Below are 16614 nucleotides of genomic sequence, written 5' to 3' on the forward strand. Positions count from 1 at the left end.
AAAGTACCCTTAAGAATGCAGATCAAATGTCAGAAGAGAGTGTTGTCGGTCCACCAGCTGTTCGCGCGTTGTGCGCACCTGAAAAGCCTTGGAAACCAAAGCGGGAGAGAGGATCTGCTCCGGCACCCCAAATCCAAGCATTTGCCCGTGGTCCAGCAACAGGATCTGGTCACACACCTCAGCTGCCATGTTCAGGTCATGCAGGCTGGTGATGATCGTCAGATCCAGCTCTTCAATGAGCTTCAGAATTTCTAGCTGATGGCGAATGTCGAGATGGTTGGTCGGCTCATCCAAAATGAGCAGCTCTGGCTCCTGCGCCAACGCCCGCGCCACCATAACCCGCTGCCGCTCTCCGCCAGAAAGCGTGCCAAACAACCGTCCGGCCAAGGCATCCAGCTGCAAAGCGCGGATCGCACGGTCCACCACCTGCCGGTCTCGTTCTCCGGAAGCTGCTAACCCACTGCGATACGGCGTGCGTCCCAGCTCCACAATCTCACGCACCCTCAGCGCAAAATCCGTCGGCTGCTCTTGCAATACCGCTGCCACCCGCTGTGCCGTGATCTTGGCGGAGAGGGACCAGATGTCATCACCGCCAACGCAAATCTGCCCGCTCATCGGCTTGTTGAACCGATAGAGCAGCCGCAACAACGTAGACTTGCCAGCCCCGTTCGCGCCAACCACGCCAAGCACTTGCCCCGCAGCCAACTCAAAACTCAACGGCTGCAACACCAACGAACTCTTCCGATCAGGCGCCCACGAAACATCGCACACAGAAACAAAAACCGCGCTCATGCCAAAGCACCCGTGCGCAGCTCAGCCTCAATCGGGCAACCAAAGGTGCCTAAATGATGAGAAACAGGATCAAGCATCGTACCAACCCACCTGAGTGAAACACTACACATCATCAATGTAACGTTATAACGTTACATTGATTGTCGAATCCTGAGGCAAAAGTCAAGCGCACACGCGCGTCAACCATCAGCGGTTCGCAAAACGACCCGGAATAAAGTTTAAGTCTTGAGGAAACAGGTAACATAACGCCCTCCGCGCAACGGCAGGGGCAAACAGAAACCGGATATGTGAGAGGCTTGCGCCAATGCAACCATTATGGCCTCCTCCGGGACGCCCCGCCCGGGTTGAAGTGAAACATAATGGCAGGTCTCCTGACTCGCGGGTCTGTGCTCAGCCAGCCTTCCCGGATCTCTCCAGTGGCATGCTTGGCGTCGCTCGCCGCTTACAGTTGCGGGGGCAGTCACGGAATTAGCGCCTGTTGGCTACACTTCACCGTGTTCCCTTTTAATCCCGAGGCCTTTCGCACCTCAGAAACCATAGGCCTGCATACTGAGTATTGAGCCCCCCAATTGCAAGCGCTTTCGAGAATAGACCTGAGGTGCTGTTGATAGCAGCTATCACCACACCAAAGTCACCCCGCACTAGATGCTGGACTTAGAACCACGTGCTCATGTGCTCCTAGCTCTTTCGCAACCCGTTCTTGGTAATCTCACCATGCATCCAGTGGGTGTCACTCTGTACGTGATCTGCGCGCACATACTTGGCCATATGTGTCGCCATGTCAGGCTCTTGGAATGCCTCGGTGGTTCGCACGACAAAGCCCTCCTGTTTGCTCAGGTTGAGCCCGTTCAGCACTCCGTCAACGCTTGCTTGAGTGAAAACGCCCCTGTGCAACACCGGAACAGGAGCGATGCCCAGCTCTGAGAAACGGTCCAGCGTCGCATCCCAACTCTGTGTGATGCCGCCAGCAATCCATGCAAAACCTAGAAAGTAAGTGGGCAACCTGTCATAAGCGACGGAATGACGGGCAAACAGATACTCACCGATGATCCGCTCATCCTCAGCAAGACACGGCGAAACACCTGCCGCAAAAGCTTTCATCCAATCACGGGATGGATGATACCCACTGTCAGGGCTACGCGCATGGCATCCACTCTGCAGGATAGTCGTGTTCTCGCCGTCCATCTTCTCGGTAAAGACGACTTCTGCAGCGCTTTCCAGAACCGCCAAATCCCGCAGGATTTTGTCGTCGCTCATTACACCGGGAGAGCTGGGTAAGTGATAGGTGCGGCCATACTTCTTCATGGATCCCGCAGCTCCTTATCTCCAAAGCGAATAAGGGAACTCCGATTTTAATTCCTATGCTCATTGAGCCAGGACACCGCCCCTTCTTCTTATCGGGTGGTGATTACAAGCTTTAACGAGCAACCACAACCACCCACCGTCTTCCCGGACAAACGCAGTGCAGATCCGGGATCCAGAGCAACACGCTCAGGCATAAGCCACGGCACAAACACCTTGCTCCCCCCCACCATCCACATCCCTGTCAAAACTACCAGTTTGACAGGGTAATAACCTCATCCCATTCTCATGCATGAAGCGCACAAGTCCTTTGTTATGGGCGGGAGGGTGGTGAATAGAATACCCTTTCGAGGGGAATAAACTCGCCTGTCTGTTTGCAGGTTTCTAGCCTCCCGCCCGCCAAAGGGTTCTCACGCCACCCTCCGTCTTCCCGGACAAGCGCAGCGTAGATCCGGGATCCAGAGCGACATGCTCAGGCATAAGCCACGACACAAACGCCTCGCTAACCCCGTCATCCACATCCTTGTAAAAACTGTCAGTTTGACAACCGTCGGTTTTCATTCCACATTCATCTGTGAGGCTTCGAAACCTCCTTTAGACAGCGGTAACCGCTCCCGTTAACTAGCGGATTTTTTGTGCCTTTTTTCTAAGGGCGCAGACCCTTTGCTATGAGCGGGAGGGCGGTGAATACAATACCTCTTTCGGGAGGGAATAAACTCGCCTGTCTGTCTACAGGTTTCGAACCTCCCGCTCGCCAGCGGGCCGTCGAAAGCCTTGTTGTCGCGCGGTTGTTCAACACCCTATAGACAGAGGGATTGAGAATGACCGACTCCGCATGTGCCTGTGGCACCACAAATACTTTCCAAAATGAAATTGACGAAGTCATCGTCGCTGTCTCGGATTTGCAAAACCTCTCGTATATTCAGCACCTCGTGCTGACAGAGAGAATGCAGCACTCCAGTGAGCGCGATGCCCTGTTCACTTTGCATCACGCCTTCCGCGATCGCCTTGAAGCACTGGAAAAAAGCTGCGGAATGTTAGAGCGAGTCGCTCATCCGCAGCCAATAAACGCAAAAAATCCGCTTCCTGATTAAGCCGTGCAGCTCTTTGCTCGCAGGCACCCTCCCAAAAACCCCATCGGTTTTCGATCAGGGAGATGCACAGGAGCAAAGAAAAAAGCCAGCCTCGTAAAAAAGGACTGGCTTAGAAAATGGCTTAATCGTGCAGCGCGCTCTACGTGATCGGTACCCCTGACCACGCAGAGCTCGTTCAACAGCACTGTGATGGGTAAATGGCACAAGTCCGTGCCACTTGCCTCCGGTACCAATGGCGAAACGCAAATCCACCCCGCATCCTCGCCAAACGGTGCCCTGCTGGTCTGCGGCAATACCACCACGCCGCAGGCCAGCGCCTCCTTAAAAATACCAGTGCCACCCACATGACGTCCACCCCCTGAAAAATCAGAGGTAACATTCCTTCTACCGCCCCACCCACTGGATCCCGCATCAAGTGCGGGACGACGGCATTGAAGCAACCGCAACAACCTCACCAATACATTATAGTTACATCAGATAATCAAAACGCAGATCTCAACGTCTCTTTTGCTCGGACTGGGTACGTGGGCTCTATGAGGCATTCACAGAGGTAAGGCGTGATTTCGATAAACTGAGCTAAGTAGTAATGGCCAGTTAATTTACTTCCCCAATAACGTGTGATATTCGCCGGTATATTACCTATGGGGAAGTGTTATGAAAAAGCAATTGTTCGCTTTATGCGCTGCTTCTATGTTGATTGCTGGCTGTTCTAGCAGTGGAAGTAATAGTGTAGAAGTCCGCGCTCGAAAGGCTGCCAACCTTTCTATCTGGAAAACCCGTCAGGAGGTTCGCTTTGCAGGGAAGCCATTTGAGGTGGCCGTTGCAAAAGATAAAGCCTTTTCATTTGTTGCTCCAAAAGGCTCAGGATTTCCTTATTCGCCTGCTGAGGTTGAAGGCGTTGCACGCGCTGTAACTGGATGTAAAGCAGAATTTGGGGCAGGAATACTGGCTTTTGTTGGTGGCTTCTCAAAGAAGTCGGATCTGCGAGAGATTCAATCTAAATACTCAGGCTTTGATTATTGGCGTGTGGATCTCAAATGTTAAAAATATTGAAAGCGGTGAGCCTAACTGTTCCATTTATTATGATTGCAGGACTCGTTGGGTGTTCTAATCAATCTCGACCAGCCTTTGAAGATGTGGTGGACCGCGAGATAGTATTTCCTGAGTACCCGAGTAGTGGTTGGACTTATTTAAGTTTCTCTCAGGCTCATGGATATCAGGTCAACTATCTTGGCAAAAATGGTCGTGCTTGGTTATGGTATCCGGGGAACTCAGTGGTAGTCCCGGAGGAATGGAAGCGTGATACTGTTGCAGGACAACAAGCTGTTTGTTGGCGGCATCCAGCGAAGAGCTATAACCCAGTAACGAAGCGATATGGTGGGTCTTTTGCATGCCAGTCGCTGGCATTGTCGCAACGAAGAATCATCGCAAGACTAAAGGGTGATCCTTTCGCGCTTTCTTCTGACAAAATTCCTTATCGGCTCTCGAAGTGTTCCGCACCTAAAGAGTTTGACTTCAATCGTGACCAGTTTCGATGCTGATTAGCGATTGAGCTCTGTGTTTCTGGCTGCAGGTTGGTTTAGGTAAGCGCAAATAATCCAGCACAACTTGTTGCCAACTCACCCCAAATCAAACCGCTTACAAATCCGGTCTACCGGTGTCCCATCAGCCAGCGGCACGGCTTCCAGCACTTTGTAGTCTTTGAAGCCGCGGGAGGTGTAGTAGGCGAGGCCGCCGGTGTTGTCGGCGCGGATGGTGGCGGTGATGGTGACGAGGCCTTTGCCTTCCAGATTGGCAAGTGTCGCTTTGAACAGCGCACTGCCAATGCCGCTCTTGTGCAAACCCGGTTTCACAAAGGTGCCGATATCAATCCAGTCAGCGGGGATATCTCCGTAATGGCTGGCGATTTGAAAGCCAAGCGGCTCGCCGCTCTCACGATCAATCGCGCAAACAGTGCTCTCCAGAATATCCGCTTCAAGAAACCACTCGATGAACTCACCTTTGTTCAACGGCTTCTCAAGCGCAGTTGTCCCCCCGGCCTCAATAATCCGGTTGAGCAGGGCGAGCAGTTCATCCACATCATTGCGCTGGGTTTTGCGGATGAAAAACTGGGTTGGTTTGGCGGAAGACGTGTTCATTTTCAAAAATCCTGTTCAACGCAATAAATACGCAAATCTTTCAAATCAACGCACATAGCAACGCAAACGACTTATGCGACGGAAATACCCGCACAAGCACAGAGCAAGAAACCTGCTAAAACTTTGTTCTTGCTCGCAAAGCCTGCGCCAGCGTGCCCTCGTCAAGGTAGTCCAATTCCCCACCAACCGGCACGCCATGGGCAAGACGGGTCACTTTCACATTCTCAAATCGCGCAAGCTGGTCCGTAATGAAATGTGCAGTGGTCTGTCCTTCAACGGTCGCGTTCACAGCGAGGATAACTTCGCTCACCACACCGCCTTCAATCCGCTCAACCAGCTTGGAAATGTTGAGGTCATCCGGCCCGATCCCATCCAGCGGAGACAGGGTGCCACCGAGGACATGATAATGCGCGCTGACAGCGGATGCCCGCTCCAGCGCCCAAAGGTCAGAGACGTCCTCAACCACCACAATGGTTGCTCCATCCCGGCGCGGATCAGAGCATATGGTGCAAGGATCACTGGTGTCGACGGTGCCACATTCAGAGCAGATGCCAACCTGATCAACCGCCACGCCCATGGCTTCTGCCAGCGGGATAAGCAGTTGATCTTTCTTCTGAACCAGATGCAAAGCAGCACGTCTGGCCGAGCGCGGGCCGAGGCCGGGCAGCTTGGACAGCAGCTGTATCAGGCGTTCAATTTCGGGACCAGCAACCCTGCGTGTACTCATCTAAAATCTATGCTCTCTGCGAGAAAGAAAAGGCACCCGCAAAGCAGTTTTGCGAGACAATGCCAGATAAACTATGCCCGCCTGAAGAGGCGGGCAAGAGGGAATAAATCCGTTTCAGGTCTACCGCCAAATCTGCGCAGGGCCGCGGTGATTTGGCAACAGATAGCCTTGAAGATATTAAGAGCCGAACGGGAGTTTCATGCCAGCTGGCAGACCCATGCCGGACATCATGTCCTGCGTACGCTCCTGCACCAAAGCCTCGCCTTTTCCCTTAGCATCGTTATGCGCAGCGAGGATAAGATCTTCCAGGATCTCAACTTCATCCGCATTGATGAGAGAAGGATCAATTTTCAAACCAGTCATCTCACCTTTACCATTCAACGTAACGGTGACCATGCCTGCGCCTGAGGTTCCCTCAACGGAAAGGTCGTTTACAGTCTCCTGAAGCTCGCCCATCTTTTCCTGCATCTGCTTGGCTTGCTTCATCATTTTAAGAAAGTCCATCGACTCGCTCCTTAAACGTCTCTTGAGCACACATCAGCGCTCTATCAATTCGGTTCATAAGGTTTCATAGCACAGAAACCTTAGAAATCTTGGGTGAAATCCATAGAGTCCATGTCTTCTATGTCGACAGACTCGGACGCCGCTTCAAGGGGGAGATCTTCCTCCTGCTTCAAAATGCGCACGTCAACAACCTTAGCCCCGGGAAAGGCAGAAATAAGTTTCACCACTTCCGGATCAGAATGTGCATCAGAAACCAACTGTCTTTGGTTAGCTTCTTTTTCTTCATGCAAAGTCGGTCGGCCCTGGTCACGACTTACCGCAACAATCCAGCGACGACCCGTCCATTCTGTCAGTTTTCGGCCCAGTTCTCCAGCTGCATCAGCTGTCGCAATCTCAGTCGGCTGTACTTCAATGCGGCCCGGCTGGAAGTTGACAAGACGCAGCGCGCGCTCAACCGAAACCTTGACTGGAATGTCCTTCATGCGGGCCGCAAGTTGAGCAACCTCAGCCCAGGAGCGGATCGCAATCTTCTCTTTAAGTTCCTCAGCCTGCCGCATCTGAGGGGCTGATTGCGGTGCAGCGCCAATAGCTTGTGTCATCGGCTGGCCGCCAGCTACAGCACGTAACTGAGGAGCTGAGCCGCCACCGGATGGAACGGCGCTGGCGCTAGATCCGCCGCCGCCCTGTGGCGCGTTGCCCGCAGGCGCATTACCACCAGCCGGGGAGAACTTGCCAGACTTCAGCAGCTTCAGCGCCTCTTCCGGGTCAGGAAGATCAGAGGCGTAGCACAAGCGCACCAGAACCATGTCAGCCGCAGCCAATGGTTTAGGGGCGTTCTGCACTTCATTAATTCCCTTCAGCAATATCTGCCATGTCCGGGAAAGAACACGCATGGAAAGCTTGTCAGCAAAGTCCCGCCCACGCTGCCGTTCACTCTCAGTCACAGAGTTCTCTTCACCCGCCTTCGGCACTGCTTTCAGCCGAGTCACCAAATGGGTAAAGTCTGCAAGGTCAGAGAGGACAACTGCCGGATCGGCACCCACATCGTATTGGGCTTTGAGCTCATCAAGAGCGCTGGCAATGTCGCCGCGCATCACGTGCTCAAACAAATCTATCACCCGGCTGCGGTCAGCAAGGCCTAGCATCTGGCGCACTTCATTGGCTTCAATGCGGCCCGCACCATGCGCAATGGCTTGATCCAGAAGGGATAAACTGTCTCGCGCAGAACCTTCGCCAGCGCGAGCAATCAGAGCCAGCGCCTCATCAGAAATTTCTATACCCTCTTTACCGGAGATCTCGCGCAGCAGAGAAACGAGCGTAGAGCTTTCAATCCGGCGCAGGTCAAACCGCTGACAACGAGAGAGGACAGTCACAGGAACCTTGCGGATTTCTGTGGTTGCAAAAATGAATTTCACATGCTCCGGCGGCTCTTCCAGCGTCTTCAACAACCCGTTGAACGCCGACTTGGAGAGCATATGCACCTCATCGATGATGTACACTTTGTACCGCGCACTCGCCGGACGATACCGCGCCGCTTCGGTAATCTCGCGAATGTCGTCAATGCCAGTATGAGACGCAGCATCCATCTCGATTACATCGACATGACGACCTTCCATGATCGCCTGACAGTGAACGCCGGGTTTATCTAAGTGTATGGTAGGTTTATCAATTTCGCCGGGGATCTGGTAGTTCAACCCACGGGCCAGAATACGCGCAGTGGTCGTTTTTCCGACACCGCGAACCCCGGTCAGCATCCAGGCTTGAGCGATACGTCCAGTCTCAAATGCATTCTGCAGAGTCTGAACCATCGGCTCCTGACCATAAAGATCATCGAACGAACTAGGTCGGTATTTACGGGCGAGAACGCGATATGCACCATCGCTGCTGGAAGAATTATCTTCCGCGCCTGTTGTTATCTGGTGCTCGTCTTGAAGGTCTATTCCGTCCATATCGCCCAAATCCTCAGCCACTTCAAAGGCAAGGTAAAACTTACTCCCGGCCATTCAAGACGAAGACCGGCCGCTTGTCGAGTATGGGCGCGGGAAAAATTAGGTGGGAGGCTGGCACGATGACCCGTGCCATGGACTCGTTAGGGCTGCTTCCTTCCGGATCTGACCCGGTTGGCGAGTGGCTCGTCCACCACCAACCTCCCGATCGTGTATATGGTCGCTTTACCTGTATTTTGCAAGCGTTCATTGGCGTTTACCGCTTGCTACTGTGGACGAGACTGTGAATCTTCAGAGAGTTCTGCCAAATCCGAATTCAGAAAATGTCGCCACAACATTGCATTTCAGTGCTATCTCGGGTTCACTTTACATAAGTTTATAATTTAAGGAATTCGAAATGCTGGCTGAAACAGCTGAGGTGTATGATGCCTCTGCAGCTCTTTGTTATTCTGCCAACTCGCTTAATCGCTGTGGTGAAAAACGTAAAGATACTGAATGGGTTAACTCGCTAAAGACGAGCCCGGATGCCCGCTTTTTAATTCAGGCAAACGACGCTTTCATCTTCAATAAAGAGGTCATGACTGAGCCTTTCATCCATCCCGTTGAGATGCTCAGAACTCTGAATATCACTGATCCGACGACCATCTTTCTTGGCATTGACGAAACTGACGGAGACCGCCCATACTTTGGTGTGCGTTACACAGTGGATGCTGAAACGCTTGATGAGGAACTGGAAAAACTCGGAGCATTCGCGGCATACGGACTGCGCGGAATAGCGATGAAACGAGCAACCAGTCAGGAAGTGCTTGGAATGATGGCGCAGGCTGCTTCTGTAGGCCGCTGGCATTCCTCCCATAAGATGTGTTCTCAGTGTGGACAGCCAACGGAACTCGCCGAATCTGGCTATCGACGGGATTGCCCGTCTTGCTCAGCGCAGCATTTCCCAAGAACGGACCCCGCGGTGATAATGTTGATCACCCACGGGGACAAATGCCTGATGGGGCGTCCTTACCATCTGATGGAAAATGTCTACACAACACTCGCTGGGTTTGTTGAACCGGGCGAAACCTTTGAAGACGCCGTCCGCCGAGAAGTTTTTGAAGAAGCAGGCGTTAAAGTCGGCAAAGTAGAATACGTCGCCAGCCAACCATGGCCATTCCCATCAAATATTATGATTGGGTTTCACGGTGAAGCGCTGACGACTGACTTGAATATCGACTATGAAGAAATGGAGGATTGTCAGTGGTTTTCTAAAGAGGAGACACTGAAGATGCTCCAAAGCGAAGCAGAGTCGGGATTAATTTGCCCCCCTGACATCTCTATCGCGCATCATTTGATCAAGAAATATATCGAGGAAAAATGACCCATGGACGAGTAGAGCCAGTGGTTATTTAACAGGTGCCTGATGGCACCGGGGAGGTGCCATGACTTACTGTATATATTTGACCCACCCAAATGTTGACATCGACCCGGCAACCCCAGTTCCGCACTGGGATTTGTCGGATAAAGGCCGCGAACGTTTAGAACAAGGCCTGCGCCAGCCATGGCTTTTGGAAATCGATCATGTCATTTCCAGTCGCGAGAAAAAGGCAATCGAAACTGGTCAGATTATCGCGAGCCACCTGGGCATGGAGCTGATCACAGCCGCAGGCCTTCACGAAAATGATCGCAGCTCAACCGGTTTTCTTGAGCCAGATGAGTTTGAGCATGTCGCCGATGAGTTCTTCAGCCGCCCTGCAGTGAGCGTTCGTGGTTGGGAACGGGCGTTGGATGCGCAAAGTCGTGTCGTCACTGCAATTAAACAGGCGCTCACCGCGATTCCAAGCGGCGAACCTGTTCTATTCTCTGGCCACGGAGGCGTGGGAACGCTGCTCAAATGCCACCTCGCCAACAATGCCATCGACCGTGCCTTCGATCAGCCTCCGAATGTTGGAGGTGGTTGCTGGTTCCGTTTTGATCCAGTCGATCTTGAGAAGTGTTCCGCTAGTCTCGAGAACCTGAAGTGGCAGCTGATCGATGAGATGGAACTCGCTCAGTAAACTTGGGAACGTTCCGGCGCAAAGAACTGAAGCAGCCTGTTGATCCTGATGGATGGCAAGCTGCTTTACAAGCGACAGCTCTTGTTGCAGACCGGGGAAATGCTTATCTAAGTGCCATCTGTTTTCATAAATTTGGCACAAGAGATGTTATCGGCAGCAATAAAATCATTTTCGCAGGTTTTTGAACCGCATTTCAGAAGCATCTTTTTCAAAGCCTTAGGGCTAACATTGCTTCTTCTTCTTGTCGTCTGGATCGCCATTCAAGGCGTAGTCGGGTATTTCATAGACTTACCACAAGACTGGCAGGATACGACCGTTAGTATCGTAACAGGCATCGGCGCATTAATCGGTCTCGGCTATATCCTGGCTCCGGTTTCAGCGATGGTCGTCGCCTTCTATCAAGATCAGATTTCTGAGCTTGTTGAAGAGCACTCTTATCCCAATGAAAGGCGAGGCAAAGCGCTGCCGCTTGGCGAGTCTATTGTAACGGCTCTCCGTTTTGTCGGCGTTATCATTGTCGCCAACATTTTCGCTCTGATGCTGTTCTTCATTCCCGGTATCGGCCAAATCGCATTTTTGCTCGTGAATGGCTATCTGTTGGGCCGAGAATATTTTGAGTTTGTGGCAATGCGCTTTATGTCGCCGCAAGAAGCAAAAGCTTTTCGTAAATCGCAAGGCGGAACCGTGTTCGCAGCCGGACTGATCGTTGCGTTTGTTCTCGCAATTCCAATCGTGAACCTGATCACTCCACTCTTTGCGACGATCTTTATGGTACACGTTTTCAAGACATTGCGGACAAAACGCAATCTATCCGTCTAGACTCAAAAATAGCTACAATTTTAAGAAATAACAGGAAGTAGCTGCGTTGCTTATTCGAAGCTTTATTGCTGAAGATCTAACCTGGACGCACGCTCTGAACGAAGAGCATGCTGTCGAATTGTCCTCTCTGACACGTGATGGCTTTGCAGAGCTTATTGAGAAAGCAAGCTATGTAAGGATTGCTGAAAAAGAGACTGGCCTTCTCATCTCATACGACCAGGACGGTGATTATTCTTCGATTAATTTCAAATGGTTCTGCGCAGTCTACGACAACTTTCTCTATGTTGATCGGATTGTGATTTCTAAAGCTGCACGAGGGCAAGGCATTGCAGGCAAACTCTACGATGACCTGTTCAACTTCGCGAAGGCAAAGGGATACGAGCGCATTGTATGTGAAGTAAACTCAGATCCTCCCAACCCGGCATCAGACGCATTCCATGCTTCACTAGGCTTTCAAATCGTCGGGGAAGCTAAGCTGGAAGGAAAAGGAAAGACCGTCAGATACATGGAAAAAGCGCTCTGAAGAGTGTTGATCTATGAGATTTAAGGGAGCGAAGCTTGGCTGTCCCTTGTTACTCAAACATCACATCAACTCTCTTTTCCCCCATTTGACTGCTCTTCGTTTCGTGCAGGTTGATCCGGAGAGAAATCTGTTTCAGCATGTAATCCAGCAATGAGGAGGACTCTGTCAGTGAACAACTAAGGCAACTCAATTCTGTTGAACAGCACTCCCACAATCTACGTGGCGGTGTTTGATGCCTGTTTGTTTTTGATGGAGTCTTTATGAGACGCATTGTCTATGACGTCGCCGTTAGTCGCGACGGTTTTATTGCTGGCCCGAATGGCGATGTTTCAATCTTCCCCCATACTGGTGATCATGTAGACGCTTACAACGAGCGATTAGCGACCTATGATACTGTGATCACGGGACGACATACCTATGAGTTTGCCTACCAGTATGGCCTCCCCGCAGGCGCAAAAGCTTACCCGCATATGCGGCATCTGATTTTCTCAGAAGGAATTCAGCTGCCTGAAGATGCCCAGGTTGAGGCAGTGCGAGCAGACTTTACCACGCACATCTCTGCGCTGAAGAATGAGCATGGTGGCGATATCTACCTGTGTGGGGGAGGGATGTTTGCAGGTTTGCTGGCTGCGTCTAAACTGATCAATGTCCTACGCCTGAAAGTTGCACCTGTCCTCTGCGGAGCTGGGACACCGTTATTTGCGAATGTCTCTGAGCTGATCGATCTCAAATGCACCTCTTCAACGCTGTATGATAGCGGCGTTGAGTATTGTGAGTTTGATCTGCAGTAGCTTATTACCAATGCGGGGCAGGCCACACCTGCTCCGCCTCTTTTTACCAGTGAATAGAGCACGGGATAGGTGCCTAAACTGGAAATCAAGATTGGCTGCTCTAAATTTGAAGTAGTGGGTCGCGTCAGCTCGCTCACATTAAATAAAGTTTACGTAAACGTAATTTGACTTTAAGTGATTTTCTGAAAAATTTCGCACAATTTCAGTAAATTAAAATATGACTACAAAACTCAAGATAATAAACTACCAGATTCTTGTTACTTGATCGGGTAGAAACCAACAAAATTTACACCGCAAAATCTAATCATTTCGGCCAATTTTAAGGGCAAACCTAGTAGAAAAAGCATTTAGTCGCATAGGATGCTTTGACGCACCCCGAAACTGAAGGTATTAGAACCTCATACAACGCCTTGTTTTGTTACGTTTACGTAAGCGTAGCTGTAACCAGGGACGGGAGAGAGATTTATGGCGAACGCTGACCTCAAGGCCAACCGGCCATTATCGCCCCATCTTCAGATCTATAAGCCGATCGTGACGATGGTGATGTCCATTCTACATCGCATCACCGGGGCGGCGCTTTATTTTGGAACGATTTTGATGGCGTTCTGGCTCATCTGCGCAGCAGCAGGTCCTGAGTCCTATCAATTCGCAATGGACGTTTTCGGTTCCTTCCTGGGCCGTCTGGTCCTCTTCGGCTTCACATGGGCACTTGTGCACCACATGATTGGCGGTTTGCGTCACTTCATCTGGGACATGGGGCATGGCTTTGAATTGTCTGCAGCGAACTGGATGGCTCGCGCGACAATCGTAGGCTCTGTTGCTCTTACCGTGATCCTCTGGATCATCGGTTTCATCGTTGCTTAAGGAGAGATCAATGACCGATATGCGCACTCCGCTCGGGAAAGTTCGCGGCCTTGGCTCAGCTAAGGACGGCACGTCGCATTTCTGGCGTCAGCGTTTGACCGCTGTAGCAAATGTGTTCCTTATTTCCTTCTTTGTTATCCTCGTCATCGCGTTGCAAGGCGCTGATTATGCGAGTTTCACTGAAGCACTTCAAAACCCGATCATCTCCACCTTGCTGCTTTTGGTGATCTTGGTCGGCTGCCTGCACATGAAGCTGGGCATGCAAGTCATCATCGAAGATTACTTCCATTCAGAAGGGCTCAAGCTTCTTCTTCTTATGGGAAACATTTTCTTCGCTTCTTTTATCGCACTCGCTTCCGTGGTTGCAGTGCTTAAAATCAGCTTCGGAGGCTGATCTAGATGGTTGAACAGACCGGTGTATCGATAGCGCCAAGCCAGAGCGGCAAGGCCTATGAGTTTGTAGACCACAAGTTTGACGTTGTGGTTGTAGGTGCTGGTGGTGCTGGCCTTCGGGCAACGCTCGGTATGGCTGAGCAGGGATTGAAAACAGCTTGTATCTCCAAGGTGTTTCCAACTCGCTCCCACACTGTGGCAGCACAGGGTGGTATTGCAGCAAGCTTGAAGAACATGACGCCAGACTGCTGGCAGTGGCATATGTATGACACTGTTAAGGGCTCTGATTGGCTCGGTGACACGGATGCGATGGAATACCTCGCGCGTGAAGCACCAAAGGCAGTTTATGAGCTTGAGCACTACGGTGTGCCTTTCTCCCGTACGGAAGAAGGCAAGATCTATCAGCGCCCATTCGGCGGACACATGCAGAACTACGGTGAAGGTCCCCCGGTACAGCGCACCTGTGCTGCTGCTGACCGGACTGGTCACGCGATCCTGCATACGCTGTATGGTCAGTCTCTGCGCCACAACGCTGATTTCTTCATCGAGTACTTCGCACTTGATCTGATCATGTCAGAAGAGGGCGTATGCGAGGGCGTGATCGCCTGGAACCTCGATGACGGCACAATCCACCGCTTCTCTGCGAAGATGGTTGTTCTGGCCACTGGTGGTTACGGACGTTCGTTCTTCTCCGCAACATCTGCCCACACCTGTACAGGTGATGGCGGCGGCATGATCGCTCGTGCGGGGCTGCCTCTGCAGGATATGGAGTTCGTTCAGTTCCACCCAACCGGTATCTACGGCTCAGGCTGTTTGATCACGGAAGGTGCTCGTGGTGAAGGCGGTTACCTCGTAAACTCTGAGGGTGAGCGCTTTATGGAGCGTTATGCTCCTTCCGCGAAAGATCTCGCCTCTCGTGATGTTGTTTCCCGTTGTATGACGATGGAAATTCGCGAAGGTCGTGGCGTTGGCAAAAACAAAGACCACATCTTCCTGCACCTGGATCATCTTGATCCTGATCTGCTGGCAGAGCGTCTTCCAGGTATCTCCGAAAGTGCGCGCATCTTTGCAGGTGTTGACGTGACTAAGGAGCCGATCCCGGTTCTGCCAACTGTTCACTACAATATGGGTGGTATTCCAACCAACTATTGGGGTGAAGTGCTGAACCCAACCAAAGAAGATCCAAACGCAATCGCGCCGGGTCTGATGGCTGTTGGTGAAGCTGGGTGTGCATCCGTTCACGGTGCAAACCGCCTCGGTTCAAACTCGCTGATCGATCTTGTTGTGTTCGGTCGTGCGGCTGCTATCCGCGCTGGTGAAGTTGTTGATCGTGAAGCTCCAATTCCAGAGCCTAACGAAGCTTCCAGTCAGAAAATCATGGCTCGCTTCGATAAGCTGCGCTTTGCAAAAGGGTCTACCCCAACGGCTGAGTTGCGCTCCAAGATGCAGAAGACCATGCAGGAAGATGCGGCTGTGTTCCGTACTCAGGAAAGCCTGGAGCAGGGATGTAAGCGCATCTCCGCTATCTGGGACGAAATGAGCGAACTGCACGTCTCTGACAGCTCCATGATTTGGAACTCTGATCTGGTCGAAACGCTTGAGCTTGAAAACCTTATGGCCAACGCAATCACCACTGTTTACGGCGCTGAAGCGCGTAAAGAGAGCCGTGGTGCACATGCTCGTGAAGACTATAAAGATGGTCCTCTCGGTGGTCGTAACGATGACGAGTGGCGCAAGCACACCATCTCTCACCTCTCTGAGGATGGTAAGGTGACCTTGAGCTATCGTCCGGTTGTTCTCGAGCCGCTGACTACCTACGATCAAGGTGGCATCGACATGAAGAAGATCGCACCGAAAGCCCGCGTCTACTAAGGCGCCGAAATCTGGAGTAACTGTTATGGCTGAATTCAAACTGCCACAAAACTCCCGGATGGGAGAGGGCAAAGTCTGGCCAAAGCCGGAAGGCGCCACTAACACCCGTGAGTACCGCATCTACCGCTGGTCTCCGGATGACGGACGCAAACCACGCATCGACACCTACTACGTTGATGCGGACGATTGTGGCCCAATGGTGCTGGACGCGCTCATCTACATCAAGGATAAGGTCGATCCAACATTGACCTTCCGCCGGTCTTGTCGTGAAGGGATCTGCGGATCCTGTGCTATGAACATCGACGGAACCAACACACTGGCATGTACAAAGGGTGCTGACGAATGCTCTCACGAGATCGTCAAAATCTACCCTCTGCCGCACATGCCTGTTGTGAAGGATCTTGTGCCGGATCTGACTCGTTTTTACGCGCAGCATCGCTCTATCGAGCCATGGTTGAAAACCACGACACCTGAGCCTGAGAAAGAATGGCTGCAGTCCTATGAAGATCGCCAGAAACTGGATGGTCTTTATGAGTGCATTCTGTGTGCTTGCTGCTCCACCTCTTGCCCAAGCTACTGGTGGAATGGTGATCGCTACCTCGGCCCTGCAGTCCTTCTGCAGGCTTACCGTTGGTTGATCGACAGCCGTGATGAGGCAACTGGTGAGCGTCTGGACAATCTTGAAGATCCGTTCCGTCTGTACCGCTGCCACACCATCATGAACTGCTCTCAGGCATGTCCAAAGGGTCTGAACCCTGCAAAGGCAATTGCTGAGATCAAGAAGATGATGGTCGAGCGTCGCGTTTAATC

Annotated in this window: 18 protein-coding genes, 1 other RNA gene and 1 riboswitch; of the genes, 12 read left to right on the forward strand and 7 right to left on the reverse strand. The window is 51.8% G+C overall.

All coding sequences use genetic code 11. The features are described from left to right. Window positions 1-9: 9 nt before the first annotated feature. The gene (locus PsAD46_RS02730) at window positions 10-792 is read right to left on the reverse strand and encodes an ABC transporter ATP-binding protein (protein ID WP_063294258.1); all 783 of its coding nucleotides are present in this window, start codon (window positions 790-792) and stop codon (window positions 10-12) included. A 343-nt stretch (window positions 793-1135) separates the two neighbouring features. After that, a riboswitch (cobalamin riboswitch) is annotated at window positions 1136-1346 on the reverse strand. A gap of 124 nt (window positions 1347-1470) precedes the next feature. Continuing rightward, window positions 1471-2097 carry an RNA ligase family protein gene (locus tag PsAD46_RS02735; RefSeq protein ID WP_063306081.1) on the reverse strand — a complete coding sequence of 209 codons (627 nt, stop codon included), beginning with the start codon at window positions 2095-2097 and terminating at the stop codon, window positions 1471-1473. Window positions 2098-2915: 818 nt separating this feature from the next. Between PsAD46_RS02735 and PsAD46_RS02740 the strand changes: the two genes are divergently transcribed. The 3 genes from PsAD46_RS02740 (at window position 2916) to PsAD46_RS27830 (ending at window position 4729) form a co-directional block, all read left to right on the forward strand. Next, window positions 2916-3188 (forward strand): hypothetical protein, encoded by a 273-nt coding sequence (locus PsAD46_RS02740; RefSeq protein WP_063306082.1) that lies wholly within the window; start codon window positions 2916-2918, stop codon window positions 3186-3188. 654 nt (window positions 3189-3842) lie between these two features. Continuing rightward, the gene (locus tag PsAD46_RS02750) at window positions 3843-4232 is read left to right on the forward strand and encodes a hypothetical protein (protein ID WP_057463005.1); all 390 of its coding nucleotides are present in this window, start codon (window positions 3843-3845) and stop codon (window positions 4230-4232) included. Further along, a complete protein-coding gene (locus PsAD46_RS27830; RefSeq protein ID WP_153040668.1) occupies window positions 4226-4729 on the forward strand; it encodes a hypothetical protein in 504 nt (167 codons plus the stop codon). Before PsAD46_RS02750 ends, PsAD46_RS27830 begins: the two co-directional genes overlap by 7 nt. 78 nt (window positions 4730-4807) lie before the next feature. On the opposite strand, the gene PsAD46_RS02755 is transcribed toward PsAD46_RS27830, so the two are convergent. The 5 genes from PsAD46_RS02755 to ffs all read right to left on the reverse strand — a co-directional run bounded on the left by PsAD46_RS02755 (window position 4808) and on the right by ffs (window position 8708). Beyond that, entirely contained in the window at window positions 4808-5326 is a 519-nt protein-coding gene (locus PsAD46_RS02755) for a GNAT family N-acetyltransferase (protein ID WP_063306084.1), read from the reverse strand. Window positions 5327-5441: 115 nt separating this feature from the next. Next, a complete protein-coding gene (gene recR, locus PsAD46_RS02760) occupies window positions 5442-6053 on the reverse strand; it encodes a recombination mediator RecR (RefSeq protein WP_057463003.1) in 612 nt (203 codons plus the stop codon). Window positions 6054-6230: 177 nt separating this feature from the next. After that, on the reverse strand, window positions 6231-6557 hold the full coding sequence (locus PsAD46_RS02765) for a YbaB/EbfC family nucleoid-associated protein (RefSeq protein WP_057463002.1): 327 nt from the start codon (window positions 6555-6557) through the stop codon (window positions 6231-6233). Window positions 6558-6637: 80 nt separating this feature from the next. Continuing rightward, window positions 6638-8506 (reverse strand): DNA polymerase III subunit gamma/tau, encoded by a 1869-nt coding sequence (locus tag PsAD46_RS02770; protein WP_193776901.1) that lies wholly within the window; start codon window positions 8504-8506, stop codon window positions 6638-6640. A gap of 103 nt (window positions 8507-8609) precedes the next feature. Beyond that, window positions 8610-8708, reverse strand: an RNA gene (ffs, locus tag PsAD46_RS02775) — signal recognition particle sRNA small type. A gap of 192 nt (window positions 8709-8900) precedes the next feature. Between ffs and nudC the strand changes: the two genes are divergently transcribed. The 9 genes from nudC to PsAD46_RS02820 all read left to right on the forward strand — a co-directional run bounded on the left by nudC (window position 8901) and on the right by PsAD46_RS02820 (window position 16612). Further along, window positions 8901-9866, forward strand: coding sequence for an NAD(+) diphosphatase (gene nudC, locus PsAD46_RS02780; protein ID WP_063306086.1), 966 nt, complete (start codon window positions 8901-8903; stop codon window positions 9864-9866). A 61-nt stretch (window positions 9867-9927) separates the two neighbouring features. Continuing rightward, on the forward strand, window positions 9928-10542 hold the full coding sequence (locus PsAD46_RS02785; RefSeq protein ID WP_063306087.1) for a histidine phosphatase family protein: 615 nt from the start codon (window positions 9928-9930) through the stop codon (window positions 10540-10542). Between the two features lie 144 nt (window positions 10543-10686). Continuing rightward, window positions 10687-11361, forward strand: a complete 675-nt coding sequence (locus PsAD46_RS02790; protein WP_057462997.1) for a sulfate transporter family protein — start codon at window positions 10687-10689, stop codon at window positions 11359-11361. A 46-nt stretch (window positions 11362-11407) separates the two neighbouring features. After that, on the forward strand, window positions 11408-11884 hold the full coding sequence (locus PsAD46_RS02795) for a GNAT family N-acetyltransferase (RefSeq protein WP_063306088.1): 477 nt from the start codon (window positions 11408-11410) through the stop codon (window positions 11882-11884). A gap of 260 nt (window positions 11885-12144) precedes the next feature. Beyond that, window positions 12145-12675, forward strand: coding sequence for a dihydrofolate reductase family protein (locus tag PsAD46_RS02800; protein WP_063306089.1), 531 nt, complete (start codon window positions 12145-12147; stop codon window positions 12673-12675). Between the two features lie 465 nt (window positions 12676-13140). Then, on the forward strand, window positions 13141-13539 hold the full coding sequence (sdhC, locus tag PsAD46_RS02805) for a succinate dehydrogenase, cytochrome b556 subunit (RefSeq protein ID WP_057462994.1): 399 nt from the start codon (window positions 13141-13143) through the stop codon (window positions 13537-13539). Between the two features lie 10 nt (window positions 13540-13549). Next, on the forward strand, window positions 13550-13933 hold the full coding sequence (gene sdhD, locus PsAD46_RS02810; RefSeq protein ID WP_063286405.1) for a succinate dehydrogenase, hydrophobic membrane anchor protein: 384 nt from the start codon (window positions 13550-13552) through the stop codon (window positions 13931-13933). Window positions 13934-13938: 5 nt separating this feature from the next. Then, window positions 13939-15804: a succinate dehydrogenase flavoprotein subunit gene (gene sdhA / locus PsAD46_RS02815; protein ID WP_063306090.1), complete on the forward strand. Its 1866-nt coding sequence runs from the start codon at window positions 13939-13941 to the stop codon at window positions 15802-15804. A 25-nt stretch (window positions 15805-15829) separates the two neighbouring features. Then, window positions 15830-16612, forward strand: a complete 783-nt coding sequence (locus tag PsAD46_RS02820) for a succinate dehydrogenase iron-sulfur subunit (RefSeq protein ID WP_063294251.1) — start codon at window positions 15830-15832, stop codon at window positions 16610-16612. The last annotated feature ends 2 nt before the right edge of the window (window positions 16613-16614 follow it).

The sequence above is a fragment of the Pseudovibrio sp. Ad46 genome, assembly GCF_001623065.1.
Classification (GTDB): domain Bacteria; phylum Pseudomonadota; class Alphaproteobacteria; order Rhizobiales; family Stappiaceae; genus Pseudovibrio.

Bases quoted from the DNA above. Each gene is read 5' to 3' on its own strand.
- PsAD46_RS02730 (WP_063294258.1), bottom strand. From the start codon at position 792: ATGAGCGCGGTTTTTGTTTCTGTGTGCGATGTTTCGTGGGCGCCTGAT.
- PsAD46_RS02735 (WP_063306081.1), bottom strand. From the start codon at position 2,097: ATGAAGAAGTATGGCCGCACCTATCACTTACCCAGCTCTCCCGGTGTA.
- PsAD46_RS02740 (WP_063306082.1), top strand. From the start codon at position 2,916: ATGACCGACTCCGCATGTGCCTGTGGCACCACAAATACTTTCCAAAAT.
- PsAD46_RS02750 (WP_057463005.1), top strand. From the start codon at position 3,843: ATGAAAAAGCAATTGTTCGCTTTATGCGCTGCTTCTATGTTGATTGCT.
- PsAD46_RS27830 (WP_153040668.1), top strand. From the start codon at position 4,226: ATGTTAAAAATATTGAAAGCGGTGAGCCTAACTGTTCCATTTATTATG.
- PsAD46_RS02755 (WP_063306084.1), bottom strand. From the start codon at position 5,326: ATGAACACGTCTTCCGCCAAACCAACCCAGTTTTTCATCCGCAAAACC.
- recR (WP_057463003.1), bottom strand. From the start codon at position 6,053: ATGAGTACACGCAGGGTTGCTGGTCCCGAAATTGAACGCCTGATACAG.
- PsAD46_RS02765 (WP_057463002.1), bottom strand. From the start codon at position 6,557: ATGGACTTTCTTAAAATGATGAAGCAAGCCAAGCAGATGCAGGAAAAG.
- PsAD46_RS02770 (WP_193776901.1), bottom strand. From the start codon at position 8,506: ATGGACGGAATAGACCTTCAAGACGAGCACCAGATAACAACAGGCGCG.
- nudC (WP_063306086.1), top strand. From the start codon at position 8,901: ATGCTGGCTGAAACAGCTGAGGTGTATGATGCCTCTGCAGCTCTTTGT.
- PsAD46_RS02785 (WP_063306087.1), top strand. From the start codon at position 9,928: ATGACTTACTGTATATATTTGACCCACCCAAATGTTGACATCGACCCG.
- PsAD46_RS02790 (WP_057462997.1), top strand. From the start codon at position 10,687: ATGTTATCGGCAGCAATAAAATCATTTTCGCAGGTTTTTGAACCGCAT.
- PsAD46_RS02800 (WP_063306089.1), top strand. From the start codon at position 12,145: ATGAGACGCATTGTCTATGACGTCGCCGTTAGTCGCGACGGTTTTATT.
- sdhC (WP_057462994.1), top strand. From the start codon at position 13,141: ATGGCGAACGCTGACCTCAAGGCCAACCGGCCATTATCGCCCCATCTT.
- sdhD (WP_063286405.1), top strand. From the start codon at position 13,550: ATGACCGATATGCGCACTCCGCTCGGGAAAGTTCGCGGCCTTGGCTCA.
- sdhA (WP_063306090.1), top strand. From the start codon at position 13,939: ATGGTTGAACAGACCGGTGTATCGATAGCGCCAAGCCAGAGCGGCAAG.
- PsAD46_RS02820 (WP_063294251.1), top strand. From the start codon at position 15,830: ATGGCTGAATTCAAACTGCCACAAAACTCCCGGATGGGAGAGGGCAAA.